The following is a 22,869-nucleotide window of genomic DNA, read 5'->3' as shown; positions in this document are numbered from 1 at the left end:
ACCACCGGCGCGTCCGCGCCCTAGCTTGGGCGGAATGTTAGGCAACCCCGTGACCTTCCGCCGCACCGCGGCGGGCATCCTGCTCATCCTGGCCCCGCTGCTCCAGGCCGTCGCCGTCGTCGTCGACCCCGGCACCTGGGGCGACGACAGGGAAGCCGTCAGCTTCGGCGACAACCCGGCGCTGGCCCAGCTCCAGTCGGTGCTCTACCACTGGAGCTGGATCCTCATGGCCTTGGCCGCCCTCGGGCTCATCCATCTCACCCGGCGCAAGGCCACCGCCTTCGGCCATGTGACCGGCGCCCTCACGGTCGTCGGCTACATCTCGGCCTCGGCCCTGCTGATGAGCGACCCCGTCGAGTGGTGGCTGGGACAGCGGTACCAGCCGGAGGAGTCACAGCGGATCATGGAGGAGATGCTCGGCCTGCCCGGCGTCATCTGGGGCTTCCAGCTGCCATGGTTGCTCTTCGGGACCCTCGGGCTGCCCCTGCTGACGGCGGCGGTGTGGCGGGCCGGTTTCGTCGGTTGGTGGGTTCCCGCGCTGGTCGCCGGCGGGTACGTGCTGTCCTTCCCGGTGCCGTACGGACCGCTGACAGCGGTCTTCTGGGCCCTGCCCGTCATCGGCCTCGGCTGGACAGGGCTGAAGATCCTGCGCATGGGAGACGCGGCATGGGCCGCGTACTATCCGGCGGCCGTGCGGGCCGACGCCTGAGACCCGGGGACTTACGCGGTGAAGGGCGGAGGCGGTGGTCCCGCCGCCGGCGGCCCTCGTCAGGGGACGCGGCTCGGCGGCGGGCGCCTCCGCCCTCCCGGCCCCTGGGAGTCAGGACCTCCGCGAAGCGCCACCTCGCGTACCCCGCACGCTAACCCCGGCCGGCCGGTCGAGTCTGTGCAGGAATACGCAGAACGGACGCCCCAGGCTCACGCCTTCACGGAGAGCGAGGACGACACCGGCGGCAGCATGTGCACCCGCGCCGAGCCGATGTCGAAGTAGAGTCCCACCAGCTTCAGCCGGCCCGCGCGGACCTGGTCGTCGACCTTCCGGTAGGTGCGCAGGTTGTCCAGCTGCTGCTGCACGTTGACCTTGCAGAGCAGGTCGAGCGCGTCGGCGTCGAGCCGGTCGCCCGCGGTCTCGATGAACCTCGCCAGGCTGTGGTTGCCGTGACGCAGCCAGCGCCGCAGCGACGGCAGGCTGCCCGCCTTCACCCCGCCGCTCAGCAGCCCCGCCATCGCCCCGCAGCCCGAGTGGCCGCACACCGTGATCGTGTGCACGCCCAGCACCTGCGTCGCGTACTCGATCGCCGCCCCCATCGAGTCGTCGTGCGGCTCGGTCCCGCGGCGCGGCACCAGGTTGCCGATGTTGCGCACGGTGAACAGGTCTCCGGGGCCGCTCGCGGTGATCAGGCTCGGCATGATCCGCGAGTCCGCGCACGTGATGAACAAGTGCGTGGGCTGCTGCTTGCGCGCCAGCTCGGTGAAGATGGGCCGCACCAGCGGAGCCGTGCGCCGGTGGAACTCCCGCGCGCCCTCGGTGAGCCGGCAGTCGGCCTGGCCGGGCGTGCCGTGCGGCGGCTCCACCCGCTGCGAGGCGCGGGAGCGGCGGTGCGCCCACGGCAGCCACGACCGGTCGGGGCCGCTCGACAGGGTCTTCGCCGGATACATGCGCACCCCGCTGGCCGCCATCGCGTACCACTCGTCGTGCAGCTCGTCGATGTCGACCGTGCCGCCGAGCCGTTCGTGGTCCAGCCGCCACGCGTGGATCGCCTCGAAGGCGGCGTTGTCCATGAAGTCGATGTTGAGGTCCAGGTCCACGGGCGCCCCGGCGGGGATGGCGCGCAGCTCCTGCGTCAGCCTCGGCACGCCGAGGAACGTGAGCGAACCGGAGATCGTCGCGTGGTAGCGGCCGTCGGGTTGCTGCCGCGTCCGCACCGTCACCCCCGTCAGCCTGCGCAGCGCCATCAGCGCCGCCAGCGCCAGCCCGAACAGCACGCCCTCGGCCAGTCCGAGCAGGATCACCGCCGCCATGGTCACGATGTAGACCGGCACCTCGCCATGGCCGTGGACCTTGCGGATGTGGCCCAGATTGACCATCTGCACGCCGATGAACACCAGCAGCGCCGCCAGCGCCTCGACCGGGATCAGCTGGATCGACCACCCGAATCCGATCGCGAACACCAGCACCCACACCCCGTGCAGAATCGTCGAGGCCCGGCTGCGGGCGCCCGCCCGCGCGTTCGTGGTGCTCCGCACGATCACGCCCGCCAGCGGCAGCCCGCCCAGCGCCCCTGACACCATGTTGGCCACGCCCTGCCCGGTCAGCTCCTGGTCGAGGTCGGCGCGCGGCCCGGTGTGCATGCTGTCGACCGCGACCGAGCACAGCAGCGACTCCACCCCGGCCAGCAGCGCCACCAGCAGCACCGCCGCCACGACCATGTGCCAGTCGCCCTGCGGCAGCACCGGGAACGTCCACTCGGTGAACGCGCCGGACAGGTCGATGCGGGTGACGTCCCAGCCGAACGCCCAGGCCGTGACCGCCGCGACCAGCAGCGCCGCCAGCGGCGCCGGCACCACCTTGACCTGCTTGGGCAGCCGCAGCCAGAGCGCGAGCACCCCGATCGTCAGCATCCCGACCGCGATCTTGTGGCCGTGCGGGTCGACGAGCTGGCCGGGCAGCTCGATGATGTTGGCCAGCGCCGAACGCTGCGGGCTGCCGCCGAGCACCACGTGCAGCTGCGACAGCGCGATCACCACGCCCACCCCGGCCAGCATGCCGTGCACGACCGCGGGGGAGACCGCCAGCGCCGCCCTGGCCGCCCTGAACACCCCCAGCAGGAGCTGCACCGCCCCCGCCAGCAAGGTGATCATACAGGTGGCCCGCCAGCCGTAGGTCTGCACCAGGTCGGCCACCACCAGCGACAGGCCGGCCGCCGGGCCGCTCACCTGGACGGCGGAGCCGCCCAGCGCGCCCGCGACCACGCCGCCCACCACGGCGGCGATCAGCCCTGAGGCGAGCGGGGCGCCCGAGGCCATCGCGACGCCCAGCGAGAGGGGCACCGCGACGAGGAAGACCACGATCGAAGCGGGCACATCATGGCGGAGTGTGCTCAGCAGGCTACTCTGCGTAAGGCGGACCATGCGCAAACCCTAGCGGGGCCGACCCTCATTTGAGTGGCCCGCTAGGGGTTTTACGGATTCCTGTCTCGCTCCCGCGACGCCGATCAGCGGTAGTAGTCGGGGAACTCCTGCTCGGGCGTGGTGCGCCGGTGACCGCCGCCGTCGCGACCGGTCTCGGCCGCGCCGTACGTGTCCGCGCCGTAACCGGCGTTCGCCGGAGGGGCGGGCCAGGCCGCCTGGGAGGTGGCCGGGTTGGCGAAGTCGCCGGTCTCGTACGCGAACGACTGCGGCGACGGAGCGGGCATCGGCGTGGACGTCGGCGCGGCGAGCACGTCGTCGTAGGCCGGGACGGGCCTGGCGGGCGCGGCCGGGGCGGCGCTCGCGGGGGAGGGCCCGGACAGGGCGTCGGAGTCGTCGGCCACCGCCCAGCCCGCGCGCACCTCGTAGGAGGAGCGGTACGGCTGCTGCGGCTCCTGGAAAGCGGGCCAGGAGCCGCTCGTGGCGCCGGGCGCCGGGTCGTCGAGGATGTCGGGCGACGGGGTGGCGGGCCAGCCTCCGGACGCGGTGGCGGCGGGCTGCGCGGGCCAGGAGCCGCCCGGACCGGCGGCGGGGGAGCCCCCGTTGTAGGCGGGGAACGGGTCGCTGGTCGGCGCGGCGTTGATCGGCGAGGCGGGCACGGCAGGGAAGGAGCCGCTGGAGGCGGGGTCGACCGCGGGGAAGGAGCCGCTGCCCGCGCCGGGCGCGGCGGCGTATCCGCCGGTGGACTGCTGGGGGGCGCTCTGGGCGCGGCTCTGGCCGCGGCCCTGGGCCGCGCGGGAGCCGCCGGTCTGCCGGGCGTCGGGGCGCGGCGACGGCACCGGCTGGGCGCCCGCGCCGAGGATGCTCATCACGTCCGACGTCTGCGCCGAGAACGTGACCGTGCGCTGGTCGGCCAGGTCGGAGGCGGACGGCGCGGGATGCTGCACCGGCTCCACCAGGTCGGCCAGACCGGCGGCGGCGGGGCTCGGGGCCTTCGCCGGCCGCTGGGGCAGCGGAGCCTGGACGGTGGCCGCGTTGGGGTCGACGGCGGTGGCGTCGACCGGGGTGGGCCTGGTGCGACGGGGAGCGGGGCGCTGGGTCTCGGTGGAACGGTCCCTGGCAGCCGGCTCACTCTCGCGCTCGGCCGGCCTGGACGCCGCCTTGCGGGCCGCGACCGTGCCGCCGGCGCCGAACCCGCCCTCCTCGGCGTCGCTGCGGATGTTGGCCCAGAACTCCTCGTCGTCGTCGTCCGAGCGAGGGTTGCCCCATTCGTCGACGCCCCGCTTGCCCCGCTGGCCGGTGCGGACCGGCTTGGGCTTCGGTTCGTCGATGGGGCTGAAGTCGGGGCTGAACTTGGTCATCTTCGGCTCGGCGGCCGCGAACTGATCAGTGGAGCGGGTGACCGTCCGCTCCTCCTTCTCGGCCATCTCCTTCAGACGTTCAGGAGGAAGCGAGCTCTCCCTGCGATTCATCGAACGCATGCCCAGTGCCACGACGACAAGCACGAGGAGCACAACAGCGACCAAGCTCACTACGACCGCAGTCATTGCACCACCCTCAAAGCCATGGCCTGCCTTCGGCACCGGTGAGATCGCGCGGCCATCGACGCGACCTGCCCCCTTTGATCACCAGCACCTAACAATTGGATCTGATTCTGTCGGACCACGACGAGCGTTGTCACACCCTAAGTGAAGAATTGGTAACCAGAACTACGCTCCGTGTCGTCCGTCTCACTCGATGTTCACCGCCGTGAGCCGGCCACGGGCGATGGTGCGATCCGCGATCCTCTTCAGGACCGTGGAAAGGGACGCGCCCTCCTCCACGTCGACCTTCCCGCTCAACGTGTAGACGCTGAAACGGTAGGTGCCCTTGCCCACGCAAGGGGGCTCGTAGCCCGCCTTGCCGCTGGTGACCTTGGCCTGACCGGACCCCTCCGGGGGGCTCTCGGCGGCGTTGGGCCCCAGCTCGGTCGTGGTGGCCGGGATGTTGTAGAGCACCCAGTAGACACCTGACGACTCGGCGGAGTTGGAGTCGACGACGATCGCGACGGTCTCGGCCTCCTCAAGAGGCCGGCTCGACCAGCGCAGCGGCGGGCTGCCCTGGCTGCCCTGGCACGAGAACTGCCGCGGCAGCGGCCTGCCCTCGCGCAGATCGGGGCTCGAGACGTTGATCCGCGCGATCTCCTGCGCCTCGGACGTGCCGATGATGGTGCCGCAACCGGACACGGTGAGCACAGACGCCACCGCCGTCACCATGACGGCGGCACGTCGCACTCGCCTCGTCCTGTTACACAGCCCCATGCCGCACGATGCTACGCGCGTCTCGGGCATGCGCCGACCGTTTCGGAAGGGTCGGTGGCCGGTAAAGCCCGGCAAATCCGCCACCGGCCGGAGCGGCAGAGGGGTGACGGCGGGCGCGGTCGCGAGCTCCGCCGTCCTCGATCAGGGGAAGCGGGGGCGAGACGTCCCGCCTGCCAAGATCACTTACCACCGCCTCCGCGCCGTGTCTGGCCTGCCGCTTCTCGACGCGGGCCACCCCGCGCCGCCGGACCGGCTGATCGCCCGTTTCTGGGACGACCGGATGCCGCCCGCGGCGCGAAAAACGCCGCGGGCACCGCCTCCGCGCCCGCGAACCACCCTCCGAAAAAACGCCCCCGAAGCCCTCGCCGATCAACGACGACAACCACTGACCGATCCGTACGCGATCCGGCCGGCTGATTCGATACTGCTCGATCCGGCCACGGGTCGAGCGGCGTGACGGACGCGCGCCGCGTCGCCTCCGGGGGCGCTTGGGAGCTACCCGCCTTGAGGATGGTTTCCGGTGGGACGCCGGGCGTCCGAGAGGATGGCTCGGAAGGTCGTCCCTTCTTCAGAACCGGGCGGTCAGTGCCTCCCGAGCGATGCCCGAACGGCAGTCTGAATGCCCGGCTTCGTCGGTTGAGGGAAGGGTTCATGCCAACGCCCGCCCGCCGCCGGAGAACCGGATGGTCAGCCTCGGATCGCCGGGCGTGAATAAGATCATTCACGCCCGCCGCCGGAAGACCCTGATCGCCAGCGGCGCGAACACCACCATGAACCCGGCCGCCCACAGCAAAGAGATCAGCGCCGGCCGGGCCACCTCGCCGCCGATCAGCAGGCCCCGGATCGCGTCGGAGAGATGTGTCACCGGGTTGACCCCCGCCCACGCCGCCAGCCAGGAGGGGAACGTGTCGGGGTTGACCAGCGCGCTGCTGGTGAACGTCAGCGGCATCATCACCGAGAAGGAGAACATCTGCACCTTCTCCGGATTGGACGCCGTCAGCCCGATCAGCACCGACATCCACGACATGGCCAGCGCCACCACCACGAGCAGCGCCAGCGCCCCCAGCAGGCCGGTCACCCCGGTCGTCACCCGGAACCCCAGCACCATGCCGAAGCCGATGAGCAACGCGAACGCCCACACCTGCTTGAACGTGTCGGCGATGATCCGCCCCGCGAGCGGCGCCGACCGCGCGATCGGCAGGCTGCGCAGCCGATCGAAGACGCCCTTGGCGATGTCGGTGTTGAGGCCGATGGCCGTGGACAGCGTGTAGAACAGGGCGTTCTGCACCAGCAGCCCGGGCAGCGCGAACTGCAGGTAGTCACCGGTCGATCCGGAGATCGCGCCGCCGAACACGTACGTGAACAGCAGCAGGAACATGATCGGCTGGATGCTGAGATCGAGCAGCTCCCACGGGTTGTGCTTGATCTGCACCAGGCTGCGCCAGGCCAGCGTCAGGGTCTGGCTCACGGTGGCGCCGGGGCTCACCCGCCTGGGCGGCGCCGGCAACGTGGTCGCGGTCACGCGTAGGCCTACTCGTCGTCCTTGGCCGGCTCCTCCGCGCGGTGCCCGGTCAGCGCCAGGAACACCTCGTCGAGGCTGGACTTGCGCAGCGTCAGCTCAGAGGCGACGATCCCCAGGTCGTCGAGGCGGCGGACCACGGCCGGCACTACGGCGGGGTCGCGCACGGCCACGGTCAGCCGCCCGCCCGACACCTCCGGAACCTCGCCCACGATCTCCTCGACCACCTCCGACACCACCGGCACCTGGTGTCCGGCCATCGGCCGCACCTCCAGCACCTGCGCGCCCGTGGTGGCCTTGAGCTCGTCGGACGTGCCGGAGGCGATCACCTTGCCGTGGTCGAACACCACGATGTCGTCGGCGAGCTGGTCGGCCTCCTCCAGATACTGGGTGGTCAGCAGGACGGTCACGCCGTCGGCCATGAGCCCTCGCACGACGCCCCACAGCTCGGTGCGGCTGCGCGGGTCGAGGCCGGTCGTCGGCTCGTCCAGGAACAGCACCTGAGGGCTGCCCACCAGGCTCGCCGCCAGGTCGAGCCGTCGGCGCATGCCTCCCGAGTAGGTCTTCGCGGCCCGCCCGCCCGCGTCGGACAGGTCGAACCGCTCCAGCAGGGCCGTGGCTCGCCCGCGCGCCTCACGCCTGGACAGGCCCAGCAGCCGGCCGATCATCACGAGGTTCTCGACGCCGGTCAGCATCTCGTCGACCGCCGCGTACTGGCCCGTCAGCCCGATCAGCGAGCGCACCTGGTGGGCCTGACTCGTCACGTCGAACCCGAGCACTGACGCCCGGCCGGCGTCGGGCGTCAGCAGCGTCGCCAGGACGCGCACGGCGGTGGTCTTGCCCGCGCCGTTGGGGCCCAGCACGCCCAGCAGCCTGCCGGGCGGCACGGCCAGGTCGACGCCGTCGAGCGCCCTGGTCTCCCCGTAACGTTTGACCAGGCCTTCGGCCTCGATCGCGTAGTGGTTCCCCGTCATGGGGACACTCTGCCTGAGCCCACCGACATTCTTCGGATCCGGATCCGGACACCGGTGACAGATCAGCGATATGCCACGAGCCCTAAGCTGGCCTTGTGACGTCATCAGGTCCTTTGCGCGATCCCGCCAACCGCGTCTCGCCCCGGGCCCGCGGGCTCTGGCTGCTGGAGGCGCTGATCGGGTTCGTGCTGCTGGTCGGCGGGTCGGTGCTGGTCGCCGGCTGGGTCGGTGGCAGCGGCTGGCCGTGGGTGCCGCAGTGGTTCGCCGCGCGGCCGTGGCTGCTGCCGGTCACGGTGGCGGTCCTGACCACGCCGTTCCTGCTGGCCGAGCCGTTCGTGCGGTACGCGGTGCACCGGTGGGAGCTCTCCGGTGACGTCGTCTACGCCCGGCAGGGGTTCCTGTCCAGGGAATGGGTGTTCGTACCGGTCAGCCGCATCCAGACCGTCGACAAGGGGCAGGGATGGATGGAAAGGATGCTGGGGCTGGCGACGCTGGAGATCCGCACCGCCTCCCACGCCGGGTCGTCGACGATCAAAGGGCTGGACTTCCGGGTGGCGGCGGAGCTCGCGGAGGCGCTGGCGCACCGCGCCGAGCAGCTCAGGGACGACGCGACATGACCGGCCCCACCGGCCACCCGCAGCCGCCCGCCGACCCCCCGCCCGAGAGGACTCCCGGCGAGGACATCCCGGCCCCGAGCGCCGACCCCACCGAGCAGACACCTCATAAGAACCCTGCACCCCGCGAGGACGCCGCACCCCGCGAGGACGCCGCACCCCGCGAGGACGCCGCACCCCGCGAGGACGCCGCGCCTCGCGACGCCGCATCCCGAGAGGGCACCCCGCCTCGGGAGGGCACTCCACCCCGCGAGAACATCGCACCCCGCGAGGACGCTGCGGTCCGCGAGAACACCGCGCCTCGCGACGCCGCGCCTCGCGAGGGTGCACCCCGAGAGGGCGCCGCGCCTCGGGAGGGCACTCCACCCCGCGAGGACGAAGCACCCAGCAAGGACGCCGCGCCTCGCGAGGACACCGCGCTTCGCGAGAACGTCCGCCTCCACCAGGACACCCCACTCCGTGAGGGCGTCGCGCCTGGGGAGGACGCCGCGCCTCGGGAGGGCACTCCACCCTGCGATGACACCCCGCCTCGTGAGGGCAGCCTCTCTGAGGTGGGTCCGCATGGGGAGGCCGGGTCCGGTGCGGGTGGGGCGCCTTACGGGGGTGGATCCCCTGAGGGGCCGTATGCGTCTCCTGGTGGGCCGTACGGGGGCGGTGCGTCTCCTGGTGGGCCGTACGCGTCTGCTGGAGGGTCGTATGTGGGAGGACTGCCGGGGCCGTTCTCGGTGCCACTGCGGTTGAGCCCCAAGGTGCTGCTGATCGATCCCGTACGGATGCTGCCCTCGCTGCTGGTGCCCCTGGTCGGTGTGCTGGTGGTGGGCGGGTTCTCGCCCAGGTCCTACCTCTGGGCGGCGTTCGGCCTGGTCGGGACCGTGGTGTTCGCCCTCATCCGATGGGCGACGTTCACGTACGAGATCGCCGGCGACCGGGTGGAGATCAAGCGCTCGCTCATCAGCCGCTCGATCCGCACCATCCCGCTGGAACGGGTGCGCGGCGTCGACGTGTCCACCCCGCCCATGCACCGCCTTCTCGGCCTGGCCGTCCTGAAGATCGACACCGGCGCGAGCGGGGGTGACGGCGAGGCCACCCTCGACGGCGTCACCGTCGGAGAGGCCGAACGGCTCAAACCCCTCCTGCTGCGCCGCGCCCGCGCCGAGGCCACCACCACCGTCAGGCCCGAGGAGGAGAGGCACGCGGAGGGGGTGCCGGCGGAGCGGGTCATCTTCGCCGTCCCGCGCAGGTGGCTGCTGTACGGGCCGCTGTCCGGCGCTTACCTGCTGACCCCGTTCGCGCTCGCGGGCGGCGCCGTCGGCCTGGCCTTCCAGTGGGGCGACGACCTCGGCTTCGGCCGCAACGCCGCATGGAGCGTCGGAGAATGGCTGTGGCAGCGCCCCTCGCTGCTGGTGGCGGCCATGGTGCTGCTGATCGTGGCGATGCCGATCGCGGGCGGCGTCATGTACGCGGTCTTCAACTGGGACTTCCGGCTCAAGCGGCGCGACGGCTACCTGGTGGCCGAACGCGGGCTGATCAACCGGCGCAGCGTGTCGCTGGAGTCCCGGCGGGTGCGCGGCTACGAGATCGTCGACGGCCTCGCCGAACGCTGGGCCGGTGTCGTCCGCGCCTGGGCCATCGTGACCGGGCTCGGCGACTCAGGGACCCGCGGGCAGCTCCTGCCGGTGGTCCCCCGCGCGGACGCCACGGCGGTCACCGGCGACGCCATCGGCCCCTACCAGGCCGAGCTGCGGCCCCACCCGCCGGTCGCCGGCAACCGCCGCCTGTTCAGGGCCGTCTTCCCGTGGCTCGTCCCGGCGGCGCTGGCCGGTCTGCTGCTCCTGCTGACAGGGCTGACCGTGTGGTGGGTGCTGCTCGTGGTCTCCCTCGTCATGGCCGCCCTGGGCGTTCCCCTGGGCCTCGACCGCTACCGCTCGCTCGGTCACGGCTACGACGGCGATCGCGTGGCGGTCCGCTCGGGCTCGCTCAGACGGTCGACGGCCGTGGTGGAACGCCGCGCCGTGGTGGGCTGGCGGCTCCACCAGACGTGGTTCCAGCGGCGGGCGGGCGTCCTCACCCTGACGGTGGGGGCCGGCGCCGGCAAGGGCGGATACTCGGCCATCGACGTCTCCGAAGCCCAGGGCAGGGATTTCCCCGCCGAGGTGACACCCGAGTGGCTGGCCCCGTTCCTCAACCCGCACACCCCCTCCGATCCTCCGTCCACCGGCTGACCCTTGCCCCGGGTGTGACAGGGCACGGGCAGCCCTTCAGAGGCACTTCTTGTCAGCGGTCAGGACTGCCGGGTCACGCGTACGGTGAAACGCCCGGCCAGGCGTCTGCCGCTTGCCTGGGCCGGGCGGGTGAGGCCGCAGTCAGTACAGACCCTGGCGGGCCCTGTGAGCTGACGCCGCAGCGCGCACGGACCCTGGCGGGCCCTGTGAGCTGAGGCCGCAGCGCGCACGAACCCTGGCGGGGCCTCTGGGCTGAGGCCGCAGCATGCACAGACCTTGGCGGGCCCTGTGTGTTGGGGCCGCAGCACGCAGGGACCCTGGTGCGCCCTGTGAGCTAAGGCCGCGGTGCGCACGGACCCTGGCGGGGCCTCTGGGCTGGGGCCGCAGCACGCACAGACCCCGGCAGGCCCTGTGAGCTGATGTCGCGGTGGGTACGGACCCTGGCGTGCCATGTGAGCTGAGGTCGCGGCGCGCACGGACTCTCGCGGGCCCTGTGGGCTGGGGCAGTACAGACCTGGCGGGCCCTGCGAGTTCAGGCGGGTGCGCTCACGTGCATCCGTCGCTGTCAGTCCTGGCGGCGGGCGCCGAACATGATCTCGTCCCAGGTCGGCACCGAGGCGCGGCGTCCGCGCGAGCCCTTGCGGGACTGGCGGGCCGGCTTGGGCGCGGGCGTCGGCGCGGGAGGCTCCTCCTTGGCCGGAGGCTCCTGCTCGGTCTGGTCGTCCTTGCTCGGCCGGGCCGCGGGCACCGCCTTCGCCGCCGGCTTGGCGCCCTTGGGCTGATGCTTGCGGCCGCCACCGGTCTCCGTTTCGGCCTGGACCTCGGGAGCTTTCTTCTCCGCCGCCTCGGTCTCCCGTACGGGCGAGGCGTCGCTTTCGGGAGCCTTCCGCGCGGCGGGAGCGCCGGCCGTCACGGGGCCCTCCGTGGCGGGCCCGGAGGCGTCGCCGGTCGATCCCGGGCTCTGCGTTTCCGCGGCAGCGGGAGGCTCGGCGGCGGCAGCCGATGCAGCGGTCCCGCCGTCGGCGGCAGCATGGGTCTCGGCATCGGTGGCGTCGGACACCGGGGCCTCGGCAGTCTGGGTCGTCGTGTCGGCGGCGGGTGTGGTGGATGTCTGCGCCTGGGCGGGCGCGGATTCCGGCTCCCGCGTGGGTGACGTACCAGGCTGCTCAGCCGTAGGCGCCGCCTGCGCGGCGGGTGCGGTGCCCTGGTCAGCGGCTGGCGTCGCCTGTGTGGCGGATGTGGTGCCCTGCTCAGCCGCGGGCGCCGACTGCGCGGTCGGTGTGGTGCCCTGCTCAGTGGTTGGCGTTGCCTGCGCGGCAGGTATGGCGCCCTGCGCAGGCGACGATGCCGCTTGCGCGCCAGGTGTGGTGCTTTGTGCGGGCGACGGTGCCGTCTGCGCAGGTGGTGTGGTGTCCTGTGCGGGCGACGGCGCCGACTGTGCGGCGGGTGCCGGGGTCTGAGTGGACGACGGCGGCGTCTGGGTGGCCGGTGTTTCCTGCTGCTGAGCAGGAGCGTCCGCGCTGATTGGAGCCGCTTCCGGCTGGTGGTCGCTTGCCGGAGGGCCGGTGGTCACGGCGTCTGCCGAGACGTCCGCGTGGTCGTCGGTGCCGTCGGTGATACGTGCCGGGGCATCGGTGGGCCGGGTGGCGGCGTCGGCAGCGGCGGGTGTCTGCGCCTGGGCGGGTGCGGATTCCGGCTGCTGTGTGGGTGACGTCCCAGACTGCTCGGCCGGTGATCCCGTCTGGGCGGCCTGCGCCGCGGTCTGCTCAGACGATTGTGCGGACTGCGCGGCCGGTGCCGTGTCCGGCGTTTCCTGCTGCCGGGCCGGTGTGGCGGACTGGGCGATGGCGGCTTCCGGACGCTGGGCCGCTCCGCCCGGCTCGGCGGAGGCGGAGGTCTCGGCGAAGGGCGTCTGAGTGGACGCGGCGGAGCCCTGATCCTGTACGGGCGCGGCCGGTGCCGCCGGAGTCTGGGCAGCGGGGGAGTCGTTGGTCGGCGCCTGAGTCGCCTCAGGAGCGGAAGGCTGCCCGACGGTCTCCGAGGACGCGGCGGTCGGAGCCGACTCCACGGGCACGGTGCTCTCGGGCGTGGCCTCCCGGAAGGAGCCAGTGGGCGCGCCGGAGGAGGACGGCCCTGCCGGAGCGGCGTCGGTGCGCGCCTGCGGGACGAACCGGTCCGTAGGCGGCTGAGCCGCCGTCGGACGCTCCGGCCGCGACGCCGCGCTCCGGTCCGGGTGTGAACCGGTCGGACGAGTCGTGCCGGGGTCTGTCCCCGGAATGGGGCTCCGGTCGGAGTATGAGCCGGTTTGACGGGTCGTGCCCGGGTCTGCGCCCGGTGCCACGCTCCGGTCGGGGTGTGAGTCTGCGCCCGGCACCGCACCCCGGTCCGGGTGTGGGCCGGTGGGGCGGTGGCCGGGACCGGCTGTGCGGTCGGGGGAGACGCGGTCGTCGGCGGGGGCGTAGAAGGGCTGGGGGCGGGACGGGCCGAGGTCCGGGAGCCATGGGGAAGGGCCGCCGCGGCGGGTGTCGTCGCGGGCGGGCGGCGCCGGGTCGGGGTCGCGGTCGAAGGCGGCCGGCGGAAGGTCCACGGGGAGCTCGCGGGCCGGCGGGTCGTAGCCGACCGCAGGCTCCTCGGGCTGGGAGCCCGGCCTGATGACGGACGGGAACGGCAGCGGGTCGGACGTCAGCGGCGGCACCGGCTGCAGCTTGGCCATCCGGGGCGCGAACGGCGTGACCGTGGTGTCCTCCACCACGGGATCAGGGTCGAAGTCGGCCGAGGACAGGCGGTGGGCCTCGTCGTCGTGCGGGCTGACGTGGCGGCGGCGCGGGTCGAAGAGCCACTCGGCGTGGCGCGTGTGACCGTTCCACACGTAGCCGAGCTTGACCCGCCACAGGCCGTCGTCGCGCTTGGCGGAGTCCCAGTCGATCTCGTCGGCGGGCACGCCGCGCCGGGTGAGCCGCTCGGCGACCAGCTCGCCCAGGGTCGGGCCGGCCGCGGTCTCGCCGGGCATGCGGACGGTGACGCGCTGCGCTTGCTGCGCGACGTACTCGCGCTCCTGGAGCACCGGCCCCTCGAACCAGCGGACCCGCTCGACCGGGATCCCGGCCGTGGCGGCGATCTCTTCCGCGGTCTCCCCGGCACGGATGCGGGCCTGGATCTCCTTGGGGCGCAACGGACTCTCCACTTCGATCTCGTACTGGCCGAGACGGGAGAAGTTGCCACGGACGGCAGCACGGAGCCGGTCGTCCACAGGAAGAGTGAAGCGCGTGCCCCGCCCGGCAGTAGCCAGCACGAGATAGGTGCCGTCCTCACTCACCGCGACGAGTCGGAGCTCCTGCATGCGAGTCCCTTCGTCAGCGTCGCCATTCTTCCCCCGGACCCTTGAGTCTCTCGCGTGTGCCGGTTGCCTGCCAGCACCGTACCCGGCATGTCCGAACATCGCCTTGCTGGGATAGCCGCGGGGCGTTGTGACGCCAGTCACATTTGACGAGTCCATCCTCTCAGAGCCCGCCCGTGCGCAGGAGGAGGTTAGACGTCCTCGTCGGATTCTGGCGAATCGGTTCGCACTTCGGGCTGGAGGCGGCCGGCGCGGTGAGGGCCGCGGTCGCGTACGGGGAGGGCAGGCCGGAACGTCGGGGCACGATCGACGAGGTTGCCGCCCCCGACGGGCGGAGGCACGGCGGGACACGCGTCCGCGCGCATTCTTTACCTGGGGGAGACCTGCCCGAGCACCCGGTCCAAATAGGCGTTGCCGAAAAGGCGGTCCGGGTCGAGGCGGTCGCGCAGGGCGGTGAAGTCGGCGAAGCGCGGGTAGACGCCCGAAAGGTACGCGGCGTCCTTGGTGTGCAGCTTGCCCCAGTGCGGGCGGCCGCCCAGCCTGGTCATGATCTCCTCGACGCCCTCGAAGTAGGCCGGGTTCGGGGTCTCACGGTAGATGTGGCAGGCCACGTACGCACTCGGCCTGCCGTACGCGGTCGACAGCCAGGCGTCGCTCGGCGGCGTCACCCGCACCTCGACGGGGAAGCTGATCTGCCAGCCCATCCGGTCGATCAGGTCGCGCGTCTCGCGCAGCGCCTGCCCGAGCCGCTCGCGCGGGATCGCGTACTCCGTCTCCAGGAAGCGCACCTCCCGCCGCGCGGTGAAGATCTTGTACGAGGTGTCGACGGCTTCGGAGTCGCTCAGGGCTGCGGCGCTGACGGCGTTGATCCGGGGGATCAGGCCGGGGAGGCGGGCGCCGACGGCGCAGGCGGCGCCGAACAGGGTGTTCTCCAGGAACACGGCGTCCAGCCAGTGCCGGAACGCGTTCGGCGGGGCGGGCGGGCCGGGATGCCGGTTGTTGGTCTTGACCAGGCACGCGTCGGTGTGCGGCAGCCAGAAGAAGTCCAGGTGCTCGTTCTCGGCGGTGAGGGCGTCGAGCGAGTCGAGGATGCGGCTGAGCGGCAGCCGCCTGCGCCGGTGGTGCAGCAGGAACGCGGGCTCCACCCGGAACGTCACCGCCGTCAGCACGCCGAGCGCGCCCAGCCCGACCCTGGCGGCGTCGAACAGGTCCTCGCCGGGCGCGGCAGTGACGAGCGAGCCGTCGGCCAGCACCAGTTCCAGGCCGGTCACCTGGTCGGCCAGGCCGCCGCTGTCGCGTCCGGTGCCGTGCGTGCCCGTCTGGATGGCGCCCGCGACCGTCTGCTCGGTGATGTCGCCCATGTTGGCCAGCGCCAGGCCGCGCCCGTCGAGCAGCGTGTTCAGCGTCTTGAGCGGGGTGCCGGCCAGGACCGTGACCTGGCCGTCCGCCCAGGAGCGGACGCCGGTCAGCTCTTCGGGGCGCAGCAGGATGCCGTCGGTGAGGGCCACCCCGGTGAAGGAGTGGCCCGTCCCGGCCATGCGCACCCGCCGTCCGCCCGCCGCGGCGTCCCGCACGGCCCGCGCCACGTCGTCGGCGGAGGCCGGCGTGCGCACCTCGGCGGGGGAGCAGGCCTGGTTGCCTGCCCAGTTGGTGAACGCCATGCGCGCGGGTTCTCCTGGCTGGGGCTTCGTTCCGGTCAAACGTGAACGATACTCACTGTTCCCAGCCTTCGGGAAGCGGGAAGACGTCGCCCGGCTTGAGTTCCTCGTGCTTGATGACGTCGTCGACCGTGACCAGGTGGTAGCCGTTGCGCTGGAGGGTCTTGATGATCGACGGCATCGCGTCGACCGTCTGCTTCACCCAGTCGTGCATGAGGACGATGCTGTTGCCCTTGGCGACCGACAGGGTCTGCTTCTTGATCTTCTCTTCGTTCTTCGACTCCCAGTCACGGGAGCCGCCGGTCCACAGGATGATCGGCATGCCGAACTCGACCGCGATGTCCTGGACCTGCAGGTCCGACATCCCGTACGGGGGACGCAGCAGCTTGGGCTCGACCCCGGCCGCCTTCTTGATCGCGTCGTTGGTCTTCTTGATCTCGCTGCGGATCGTGGCCGGGGTGGACTTGGTGAAGTCGGGGTGCGCGTAGCTGTGGTTGCCGATCGCGTGCCCCTCCTTCACCATCCGCTTGACGTAGGCCGGGCGGCTCTTCACGTACTGGCCTTCGAGGAAGAACGTGGCCTTGGCGTCGTGCTCTTTCAGGATGTCCAGCAGCTTGCCCGCGTACTTGCCGGGCCCGTCGTCGAAGGTCAGCGCCACGCACTTCATCCGCGTGCAGTCGACCTCCTTCGCCTTGGGGTCGGCGACCGCCGGCGCGGGCGCCGCCATCACGGCAACCGCCGCGATAGCCAGGAGTGAAGTCAAATGTCGGGACATAACTGTAGTTTCCAATGTGAAGGGTGATGCGAGGGATGTCCCGACGGTAGCGGATCAGCTCTCCGCCGGTGAAGGCGCTCCGGGAAGTCTCAGCAAACCCGAACCTCCGATTCCCACCACCACGGCCAGCGCCGCGCACGCCACCGAGAACCCGTACGCGCCGGACGCCCCGACCATCTCGGTGAGCCGGCCGCCCGCCCACGCGCCGATCGCCACGCCGAACCCGATCGAGGTCGAGATCCACGCCATGCCCTCGGTGAGCAGCGACGGCGGCACCAGCCGCTCGGTCAGCGAGAAGCCGGTGATGAGCGTCGGCGAGATGGCCAGCCCGGCCACGAAGAGCGTGACCGCCATGACCCGCACGTCACCGACGAACATGATCGGCAGCAGCCCGACCACGAACACGCCGAGCGCCCGGACGAACCGGCCGCGCAGCGAGATCCGCCAGCGCCGCGAGCCGAACCAGAGCCCCGACACCATCGACCCGCCCGCGAACGCGGCCAGCAGGAACCCGGAGGCGCCCTTGACCCCGTGCTCGTCGGCGTACGCCACCGTGATCAGGTCGACCGAGCCGAAGACCGCGCCGAGCCCCAGATAGACGCAGGACAGCAGGGCGACGCCGGGGATGAGGATGGGGGTGCCGCCCGCCGAGCGGACCGGCCGCACCGGCGGCTGGGTGCGCCGCTGCAGGGCCAGCGCGACCGACCCGGTGAGCATCGCCACCAGCGCCACGGTCAGGCCCGCGTACGGGTTCACGGCCGTGGCCAGGACGGTCACCAGCGCCGGCCCGGTCACGAAGATCACCTCGTCGGCGACGGACTCGAAGGCGAAGGCGGTGTGCAGCTTCGCCGACCCGGGGTGCAGGTGGGACCAGCGCGCCCGGACCATCGACCCGAGCGACAGCGACGTGGCGCCGGTCACCAGCGCGGCGGCGTACAGCGTCCAGTCGGGCAGCCCGAGCCCGGCGCTGAGCATGAGCGCGACCAGCGCGAGCGCGTTGACCACGGCGAACGGCAGGATGACCCGGCCCTGCCCGAACCGGTCGGCGAGCCGCCCGGACAGGGGAGCGGCGACGGCGAAGGCGATGCTCAGCACCGCGGACACCGCCCCGGCCATCGCGAACGACCCGGTGAGGCCCTGGACCAGCAGCACCACGCCGATGCCGAGCATGGACATCGGCATCCGGCCGAAGAAGCCGGCCAGCACGAATCCCTTGACGCCGGGCCCTGTGAACAACCCCCGGTAAGGCCCGACCATCTCACTGTCTCCTTACTGTGCAGGCATAACTTCGCGCATCGTCTGTCCGGATGGCAACAGATTTCTTGGCGAGTGGGTTAACGTGTCCCGGGTGTCCGGTCTTCCCTCCTTGCGCGCGGTGCTGCTCATGGTCACCGCCGTGCTCGCGGTCACGATCGCGGCAGGCGGCGTGGTGCTGGTCATGGGGGAGGATCCGTCCGCCGGCCCGGCGGCGCGGGAGACGGAGAAACGGCCCGAGAGGCAGACCGCGGGCCTGGACAAGCTCGTCCCCACCACGCCCCCGACCGCCGCTCCGGTGAAGGAGTTCGGCGAGGGCGGCGCCGGCGTCACCCCCACCCCGCCGCGCGTGCTCGCCATCGCGCCGGGCGAGGTGCCCAAGGAGACCCGCTTCGCGCTGTCGGCGCTCAAGCACGTGCAGAAGGCCATCGTGGTGGACGCGGGCTCGGTCAAGGTGGCCGGCACCGGGCTCAACCTGCTCGCGGTGGACCAGGCCGAGTTCCGCTCCTGGACACCCGAGGCGGTCGCCGGGCACCCCGGCGTGTGGAGCGCGCTGGCCAGGGGAGAGTTCGTGGCCGACGCGGCGGCCGTGCGCAAGTACGACCTCAAACTCGGCGCGTACTACCAGGTGGACGGCGGGCCCCGGCTGCGGCTGGCCGCCTCCGCGCCGCTCGGCCTGACCGGGGTCGACGCGCTGGTCGGCACCGAGCTCGGCCGCGCGCTCGGGCTGGCCCCCGGCGTGGCGGTGCTGCTGCACGGCAAGGAAGGCAAGATCAGCGAGGCGGGCGTGCGCAAGGCGCTCGGCCAGGGCGCCCAGGTCGTCATGCTCGACAAGGCTCACCGGGAACGCGAGCAGCCGCAGCGGGCCGCCGTCACCACCGGCAGGCCGGGCAGCTACCTGGAGTTGTACCAGCAGGCGGCCACCCGCTGCCCCGGCCTGTCATGGACCGTGCTGGCCGCCATCGGCCAGGTGGAGAGCGGCCACGGCCGCAACAACGGCCCCTCCAGCGCGGGCGCGCTCGGGCCGATGCAGTTCATGCCCGCCACCTGGAAGGCCTACGGCGTGGACGGCGACGGCGACGGCAAGAAGGACATCTGGAGCCCGTACGACGCGGTCCCGGGAGCGGCGAACTACCTGTGCGCCGTCGGCGCCGGCCAGGGCGGTGAGAAGCTGCGCAAGGCCGTCTGGCACTACAACCACTCATGGGACTACGTGAACAAGGTGCTCGGCATCGCCGACGCCTACGCCCGCTCCTACACCTGATCCGGCACCTGAGCGGGCCTGCGCTTCGGCGCCGGGCAGCAGGTGAGCGCGCAGGGCACCGGCTCCGGCTCGTCCATCAGCTCGCGCACCATCCGCACGAACGCGGGGTGGGTGCCGGCCGTCGACGCCCGCTCCATCGGCAGCCCGCGCTCCTCGGCCACCTGCCTGGCCTCGGTGTCGAGGTCGTAGACGACCTCCATGTGGTCGGAGACGAACCCGATCGGCACCAGCACCGCGGCCTCGGCGTCGAGCCCACGCAGGTGGTCGCAGACGTCCGGCTCCAGCCACGGCACCTGCGGCGGGCCGCTGCGCGACTGCCACACCAGGTCCCACGGCGCGGTGCGGCCCAGCGCCCGGTTGACCAGCTCGGCCGTGCGGCGCAGCTGCGCCTCGTACAGGCCGCCCGACGGCCCCGCGGTCTCGGCCATGGAGACGGGGATGCTGTGGGCGGTGAAGACCAGCCGGGCGTGGTCGTGGCCGGCCCTGTCCTTGAGCCGGTCGAGCGCCTGCCGGGTGTGGTCGGCCATCGCCGCGACGAACCCGGGGTGGTCGCCGTAGTGGCGCAGCTTCACCAGCTCGGGGCCGCCGTCGAAGGAGATCCTGGCGATGTCCTCGTAGTACTGACGGCAGCTGGAGTAACCCGCGTAGGCGGAGGTGGCGAACACCGCGGCCCTGCGCACCCCGTCGTCGGCCATCCGGCGCACGGTCTCCTCGCCGAACGGGTGCCAGTTGCGGTTGCCCCAGTAGACCGGCACGCCCGCCACCGGGCGCAGCGCCTCGACCAGGTCGCGGTTCTGGCCGTTGATCGGGCTCACGCCGCCGAAGCTCTGATAGTGCTCAGCGACCTCCAGCAGCCGCTCGCGCGGGACCCCCCGGCCGCGCACCACGTTCTCCAGGAAGGGCATGACGTCGTCGGGACCCTCGGGACCGCCGAACGACAGCACCAGCAACGCGTCGTAATGTGCCACGTGAACAAGCCTATGGCGACGTGCCGGTGGTCCCGCCAGGAGGTAGGTTCGGACAAGTGAGCCCCTTTGACGATATCCGTGACTATGTGGCCATCCCACGTGTCCACTCGCTGAAGCTCTCCCCCGACGACTCCCGGCTCGTCTCCGTGGTCCAGACGCTCAACCCGGACGGCAAGTCGTACGGCACCGCGCTCTGGGCGATCCCCCTCGGCGGCGAGCCGTACCGCCTGACCCGGTCGGCCAAGGGCGAGACGGCGGCCGAGTTCACCGGCACGGGCGACCTGCTGTTCACCAGCTCCCGCCCCGACCCCACCGTGAAGGACGCGGACGAGGAGGTGGCGGCGCTCTGGCTGCTGCCCGCGGGCGGCGGCGAGGCCCGCCGGATCGCCGCCCGCCCCGGCGGCGTCGGCGCCTTCAGGACCGCGGGCGACACGGTCGTGTTCGCCTCCGACGTGCTGGACGGCGAGGAGGCGGACGAGGCCGAGCGGCGCAAGGCTCGCAAGGACGCCGGGATCAGCGCGATCCTGCACGAGGGCTACCCGGTCCGCTACTGGGACCACGACCTCGGCCCCGGCCGCACCCGCCTGTTCGCCGGCAGGCTCGGCCCCGACGGCCTGGAGGACGTCCGCGACCTGACCCCCGACCCGGGCGAGGCGCTGCGCGACGCCGCCTTCACGCTCACCCCCGACGGCCGCACGGTGATCTCCACCTGGCGGATCCCGCTGTCCCACGCCGAGCAGCGCGTCGAGCTGGTCGCGATCGACGTGGAGTCCGGGGAGCGGCGCACGCTCGCCAGTGAGGAGGGCCACGACTTCGGCGGCCCGCTCGCCGTCTCGCCGGACGGCACCAAGATCGCCTGCGTCCGCGAGCGGCACGCCGCCCTGGACCGGTCCGTCCGCATCGAGCTGTGGATCGGCGACCTGGCCACCGGCGAGGGGCGGACGTACGCGCCGGACCTGTTCCCCTCGGACGTCGTGTGGGCGCCGGACTCCGCCGCCGTGCACATCGCCGCCGACCACCAGGGCCGCCGCCCGGTCTTCCGCGTCACGCTGGAGGACGGCGAGGTGACCAGGCTCACCGCGGACGACGCCTCGTACCTCGCGCTCAACGTCTCGGCCGACGGCGAGTCCCTGTACGCGCTGCGCAGCGGGGTCGCGCTGGCCCCAGGCCCCGCCAGGATCGGCCTCGACGGCGCCATCGCCGACCTGCCCTCGCCCGCGCCGCGCCCCGAGACCCCCGGCACCCTCACCGAGGTCACCGCCACCGCCGACGACGGCGTCACCATCCGCGGCTGGCTCGTGCTGCCGGAAGGCGCCTCCGCCGCCGACCCGGCGCCGCTGCTGCTGTGGATCCACGGCGGCCCGGTGGCCTCCTGGAACGACTGGCAGTGGCGCTGGCAGGCGTGGATCATGGCCAGGCACGGCTACGCCGTGTTGATGCCGGACCCCGCGCTGTCCACCGGCTACGGTCAGGGCATGATCGACCGCGGCTGGGGCGACTGGGGCCCGCGCACCATGGCCGACCTTGAGGCCATCGTGGACGCCGCGCTGACCAGGGACGACCTCGACGCCGAGCGCACGGCCGCGATGGGCGGCTCGTTCGGCGGCTACATGGCCAACTGGGTCGCCGGCCACACCGACCGCTACCGGGCGATCGTCACCCACGCCTCGCTCTGGCACCTCGACCAGTTCGCCGGCACCACCGACGCGGCCATGTACTGGCAGCGCGAGTTCGGCCCGGCGGGTTCGGAACGTTACAGCGAGCTCTCGCCGCACCTCGCCCTGGACAAGATCACCACCCCGATGCTCGTCATCCACGGCGACAAGGACTACCGCGTGCCCATCGGCGAGGGCCTGCGCCTGTGGTGGGACCTGCGGCGCAGCGGCGTGGAGTCGAAGTTCCTGTACTTCCCCGACGAGAACCACTGGATACTCAAGCCGGGCAACGTCGTCGCCTGGTACGAGTCCGTCCTGGCCTTCCTCGCCCACCACGTGCTCGGCGAGGAGTGGAAGCGCCCGGAGTCGGTGGCCTGATGCCCGGCACCACCACACCCGCCGGTTTCCTGCGGCTGGCCGAGGACATCGCCCGCGAGGCCGGCGACATGCTGCTGGCCAAGCGGCCCTCGATGTCCACCCGTTCGGCCGACATCGAGACCAAGTCCAGCCCCACCGACGTCGTCACCGTCCTGGACCGGGCCTCCGAGCAGCTCATCCGCGAGCGCATCCTGGCGGTCAGGCCGGGCGACCGGATCCTCGGCGAGGAGGAGGGCGACCGGCCCGGCGAGACCGACGTGCGCTGGGTCGTCGACCCGATCGACGGCACGGTCAACTTCCTCTACGGGCTGCCCGACTGGGCCGTGTCCATCGCGGTCGAGGTGCGCGGCCGGGTGGTGGCGGGCGTGGTGAACGTGGCGCCGCGCGGCGAGGTGTTCACCGCCGCCCTGGACGAGGGCGCCTGGCTCGGCGGCGAGCGGCTGCGGTGCGACCCGGCGCCGCCGCTCGGGCAGGCGCTGGTCGCCACCGGGTTCGCCTACGGCGCGGCGCGGCGGGCCGTCCAGGCCGAGGTGCTGACCGGGGTGCTGCCGCGCGTGCGCGACATCAGGCGCGGCGGATCGTGCGCCGTCGACCTGTGCTCGGTGGCGCTCGGCCGGGTCGACGCGTACTACGAGCGGGGCGTCAACTACTGGGACTACGCGGCGGGCGGGCTGGTCGCCGCCGAGGCCGGGGCCAGGGTCGGCGGCCTGCACGGCGGGCCGTGCGGCGCCGAGATGGCGCTCTGCGCGCCGCCGGGGCTGTTCGAGGAGCTCCATGACCTGCTGGCGGCGCTCGACCCGGCACGCGACTCCTGAGGTGAGG

General features: G+C 72.4%; 16 protein-coding genes. 6 read left to right on the top strand and 10 right to left on the bottom strand.

The features are described from left to right. The first annotated feature begins 34 nt into the window (after positions 1 to 34). Positions 35 to 709 (top strand): hypothetical protein, encoded by a 675-nt coding sequence (locus AB0K05_RS17435; RefSeq protein WP_364230047.1) that lies wholly within the window; start codon positions 35 to 37, stop codon positions 707 to 709. Between the two features lie 209 nt (positions 710 to 918). Here the strand turns inward: AB0K05_RS17435 and AB0K05_RS17430 are convergent, their stop codons facing one another. The 5 genes from AB0K05_RS17430 to AB0K05_RS17410 all read right to left on the bottom strand — a co-directional run bounded on the left by AB0K05_RS17430 (position 919) and on the right by AB0K05_RS17410 (position 7,922). Beyond that, positions 919 to 3,084 carry a SulP family inorganic anion transporter gene (locus AB0K05_RS17430; protein ID WP_364230045.1) on the bottom strand — a complete coding sequence of 722 codons (2,166 nt, stop codon included), beginning with the start codon at positions 3,082 to 3,084 and terminating at the stop codon, positions 919 to 921. Between the two features lie 131 nt (positions 3,085 to 3,215). Next, positions 3,216 to 4,556, bottom strand: a complete 1,341-nt coding sequence (locus tag AB0K05_RS17425) for a hypothetical protein (RefSeq protein WP_271275922.1) — start codon at positions 4,554 to 4,556, stop codon at positions 3,216 to 3,218. Positions 4,557 to 4,859: 303 nt separating this feature from the next. Then, positions 4,860 to 5,402 carry a YbhB/YbcL family Raf kinase inhibitor-like protein gene (locus tag AB0K05_RS17420; RefSeq protein WP_345482509.1) on the bottom strand — a complete coding sequence of 181 codons (543 nt, stop codon included), beginning with the start codon at positions 5,400 to 5,402 and terminating at the stop codon, positions 4,860 to 4,862. A gap of 748 nt (positions 5,403 to 6,150) precedes the next feature. Beyond that, positions 6,151 to 6,951, bottom strand: coding sequence for an ABC transporter permease (locus tag AB0K05_RS17415; RefSeq protein WP_148030291.1), 801 nt, complete (start codon positions 6,949 to 6,951; stop codon positions 6,151 to 6,153). A gap of 8 nt (positions 6,952 to 6,959) precedes the next feature. Continuing rightward, positions 6,960 to 7,922, bottom strand: a complete 963-nt coding sequence (locus tag AB0K05_RS17410; RefSeq protein ID WP_271275921.1) for an ATP-binding cassette domain-containing protein — start codon at positions 7,920 to 7,922, stop codon at positions 6,960 to 6,962. Between the two features lie 95 nt (positions 7,923 to 8,017). Here AB0K05_RS17410 and AB0K05_RS17405 point away from each other — a divergent pair, with 95 nt between their 5' ends. Both AB0K05_RS17405 and AB0K05_RS17400 read left to right on the top strand, forming a co-directional pair. Next, a complete protein-coding gene (locus tag AB0K05_RS17405; RefSeq protein ID WP_261808402.1) occupies positions 8,018 to 8,539 on the top strand; it encodes a PH domain-containing protein in 522 nt (173 codons plus the stop codon). 695 nt (positions 8,540 to 9,234) lie between these two features. After that, positions 9,235 to 10,758: a PH domain-containing protein gene (locus tag AB0K05_RS17400; protein ID WP_364230041.1), complete on the top strand. Its 1,524-nt coding sequence runs from the start codon at positions 9,235 to 9,237 to the stop codon at positions 10,756 to 10,758. 565 nt (positions 10,759 to 11,323) lie between these two features. Here the strand turns inward: AB0K05_RS17400 and sepH are convergent. From sepH to AB0K05_RS17380, 4 genes are all read right to left on the bottom strand, one after another. Next, a complete protein-coding gene (gene sepH, locus AB0K05_RS17395) occupies positions 11,324 to 14,098 on the bottom strand; it encodes a septation protein SepH (RefSeq protein ID WP_364230039.1) in 2,775 nt (924 codons plus the stop codon). A gap of 365 nt (positions 14,099 to 14,463) precedes the next feature. Further along, the gene (locus AB0K05_RS17390) at positions 14,464 to 15,756 is read right to left on the bottom strand and encodes a D-arabinono-1,4-lactone oxidase (protein ID WP_271275918.1); all 1,293 of its coding nucleotides are present in this window, start codon (positions 15,754 to 15,756) and stop codon (positions 14,464 to 14,466) included. A gap of 52 nt (positions 15,757 to 15,808) precedes the next feature. Beyond that, entirely contained in the window at positions 15,809 to 16,480 is a 672-nt protein-coding gene (locus AB0K05_RS17385) for a polysaccharide deacetylase family protein (protein WP_364230037.1), read from the bottom strand. A gap of 102 nt (positions 16,481 to 16,582) precedes the next feature. Beyond that, a complete protein-coding gene (locus AB0K05_RS17380; RefSeq protein WP_271275916.1) occupies positions 16,583 to 17,785 on the bottom strand; it encodes an MFS transporter in 1,203 nt (400 codons plus the stop codon). A gap of 91 nt (positions 17,786 to 17,876) precedes the next feature. On the opposite strand from AB0K05_RS17380, the gene AB0K05_RS17375 reads away from it, so the two are divergent. Then, a complete protein-coding gene (locus AB0K05_RS17375) occupies positions 17,877 to 19,046 on the top strand; it encodes a lytic transglycosylase domain-containing protein (RefSeq protein ID WP_364230034.1) in 1,170 nt (389 codons plus the stop codon). Here AB0K05_RS17375 and AB0K05_RS17370 read toward each other — a convergent pair. Continuing rightward, a complete protein-coding gene (locus AB0K05_RS17370; RefSeq protein WP_271275914.1) occupies positions 19,037 to 20,014 on the bottom strand; it encodes a ferrochelatase in 978 nt (325 codons plus the stop codon). The genes AB0K05_RS17375 and AB0K05_RS17370 overlap by 10 nt on opposite strands. Before the next feature lie 86 nt (positions 20,015 to 20,100). Here AB0K05_RS17370 and AB0K05_RS17365 point away from each other — a divergent pair, with 86 nt between their 5' ends. Both AB0K05_RS17365 and AB0K05_RS17360 read left to right on the top strand, forming a co-directional pair. After that, complete coding sequence (locus tag AB0K05_RS17365) at positions 20,101 to 22,047, top strand: alpha/beta fold hydrolase (RefSeq protein WP_364230032.1); 1,947 nt, start codon at positions 20,101 to 20,103, stop codon at positions 22,045 to 22,047. Beyond that, positions 22,047 to 22,862, top strand: coding sequence for an inositol monophosphatase family protein (locus AB0K05_RS17360; RefSeq protein ID WP_271275912.1), 816 nt, complete (start codon positions 22,047 to 22,049; stop codon positions 22,860 to 22,862). Before AB0K05_RS17365 ends, AB0K05_RS17360 begins: the two co-directional genes overlap by 1 nt. Positions 22,863 to 22,869: the final 7 nt, after the last annotated feature.

The sequence above is a fragment of the Nonomuraea sp. NPDC049486 genome (genome assembly GCF_040676925.1).
GTDB classification, from domain to species: domain Bacteria; phylum Actinomycetota; class Actinomycetes; order Streptosporangiales; family Streptosporangiaceae; genus Nonomuraea; species Nonomuraea ferruginea.
This window is presented reverse-complemented; position numbering and strand designations above follow the sequence as displayed.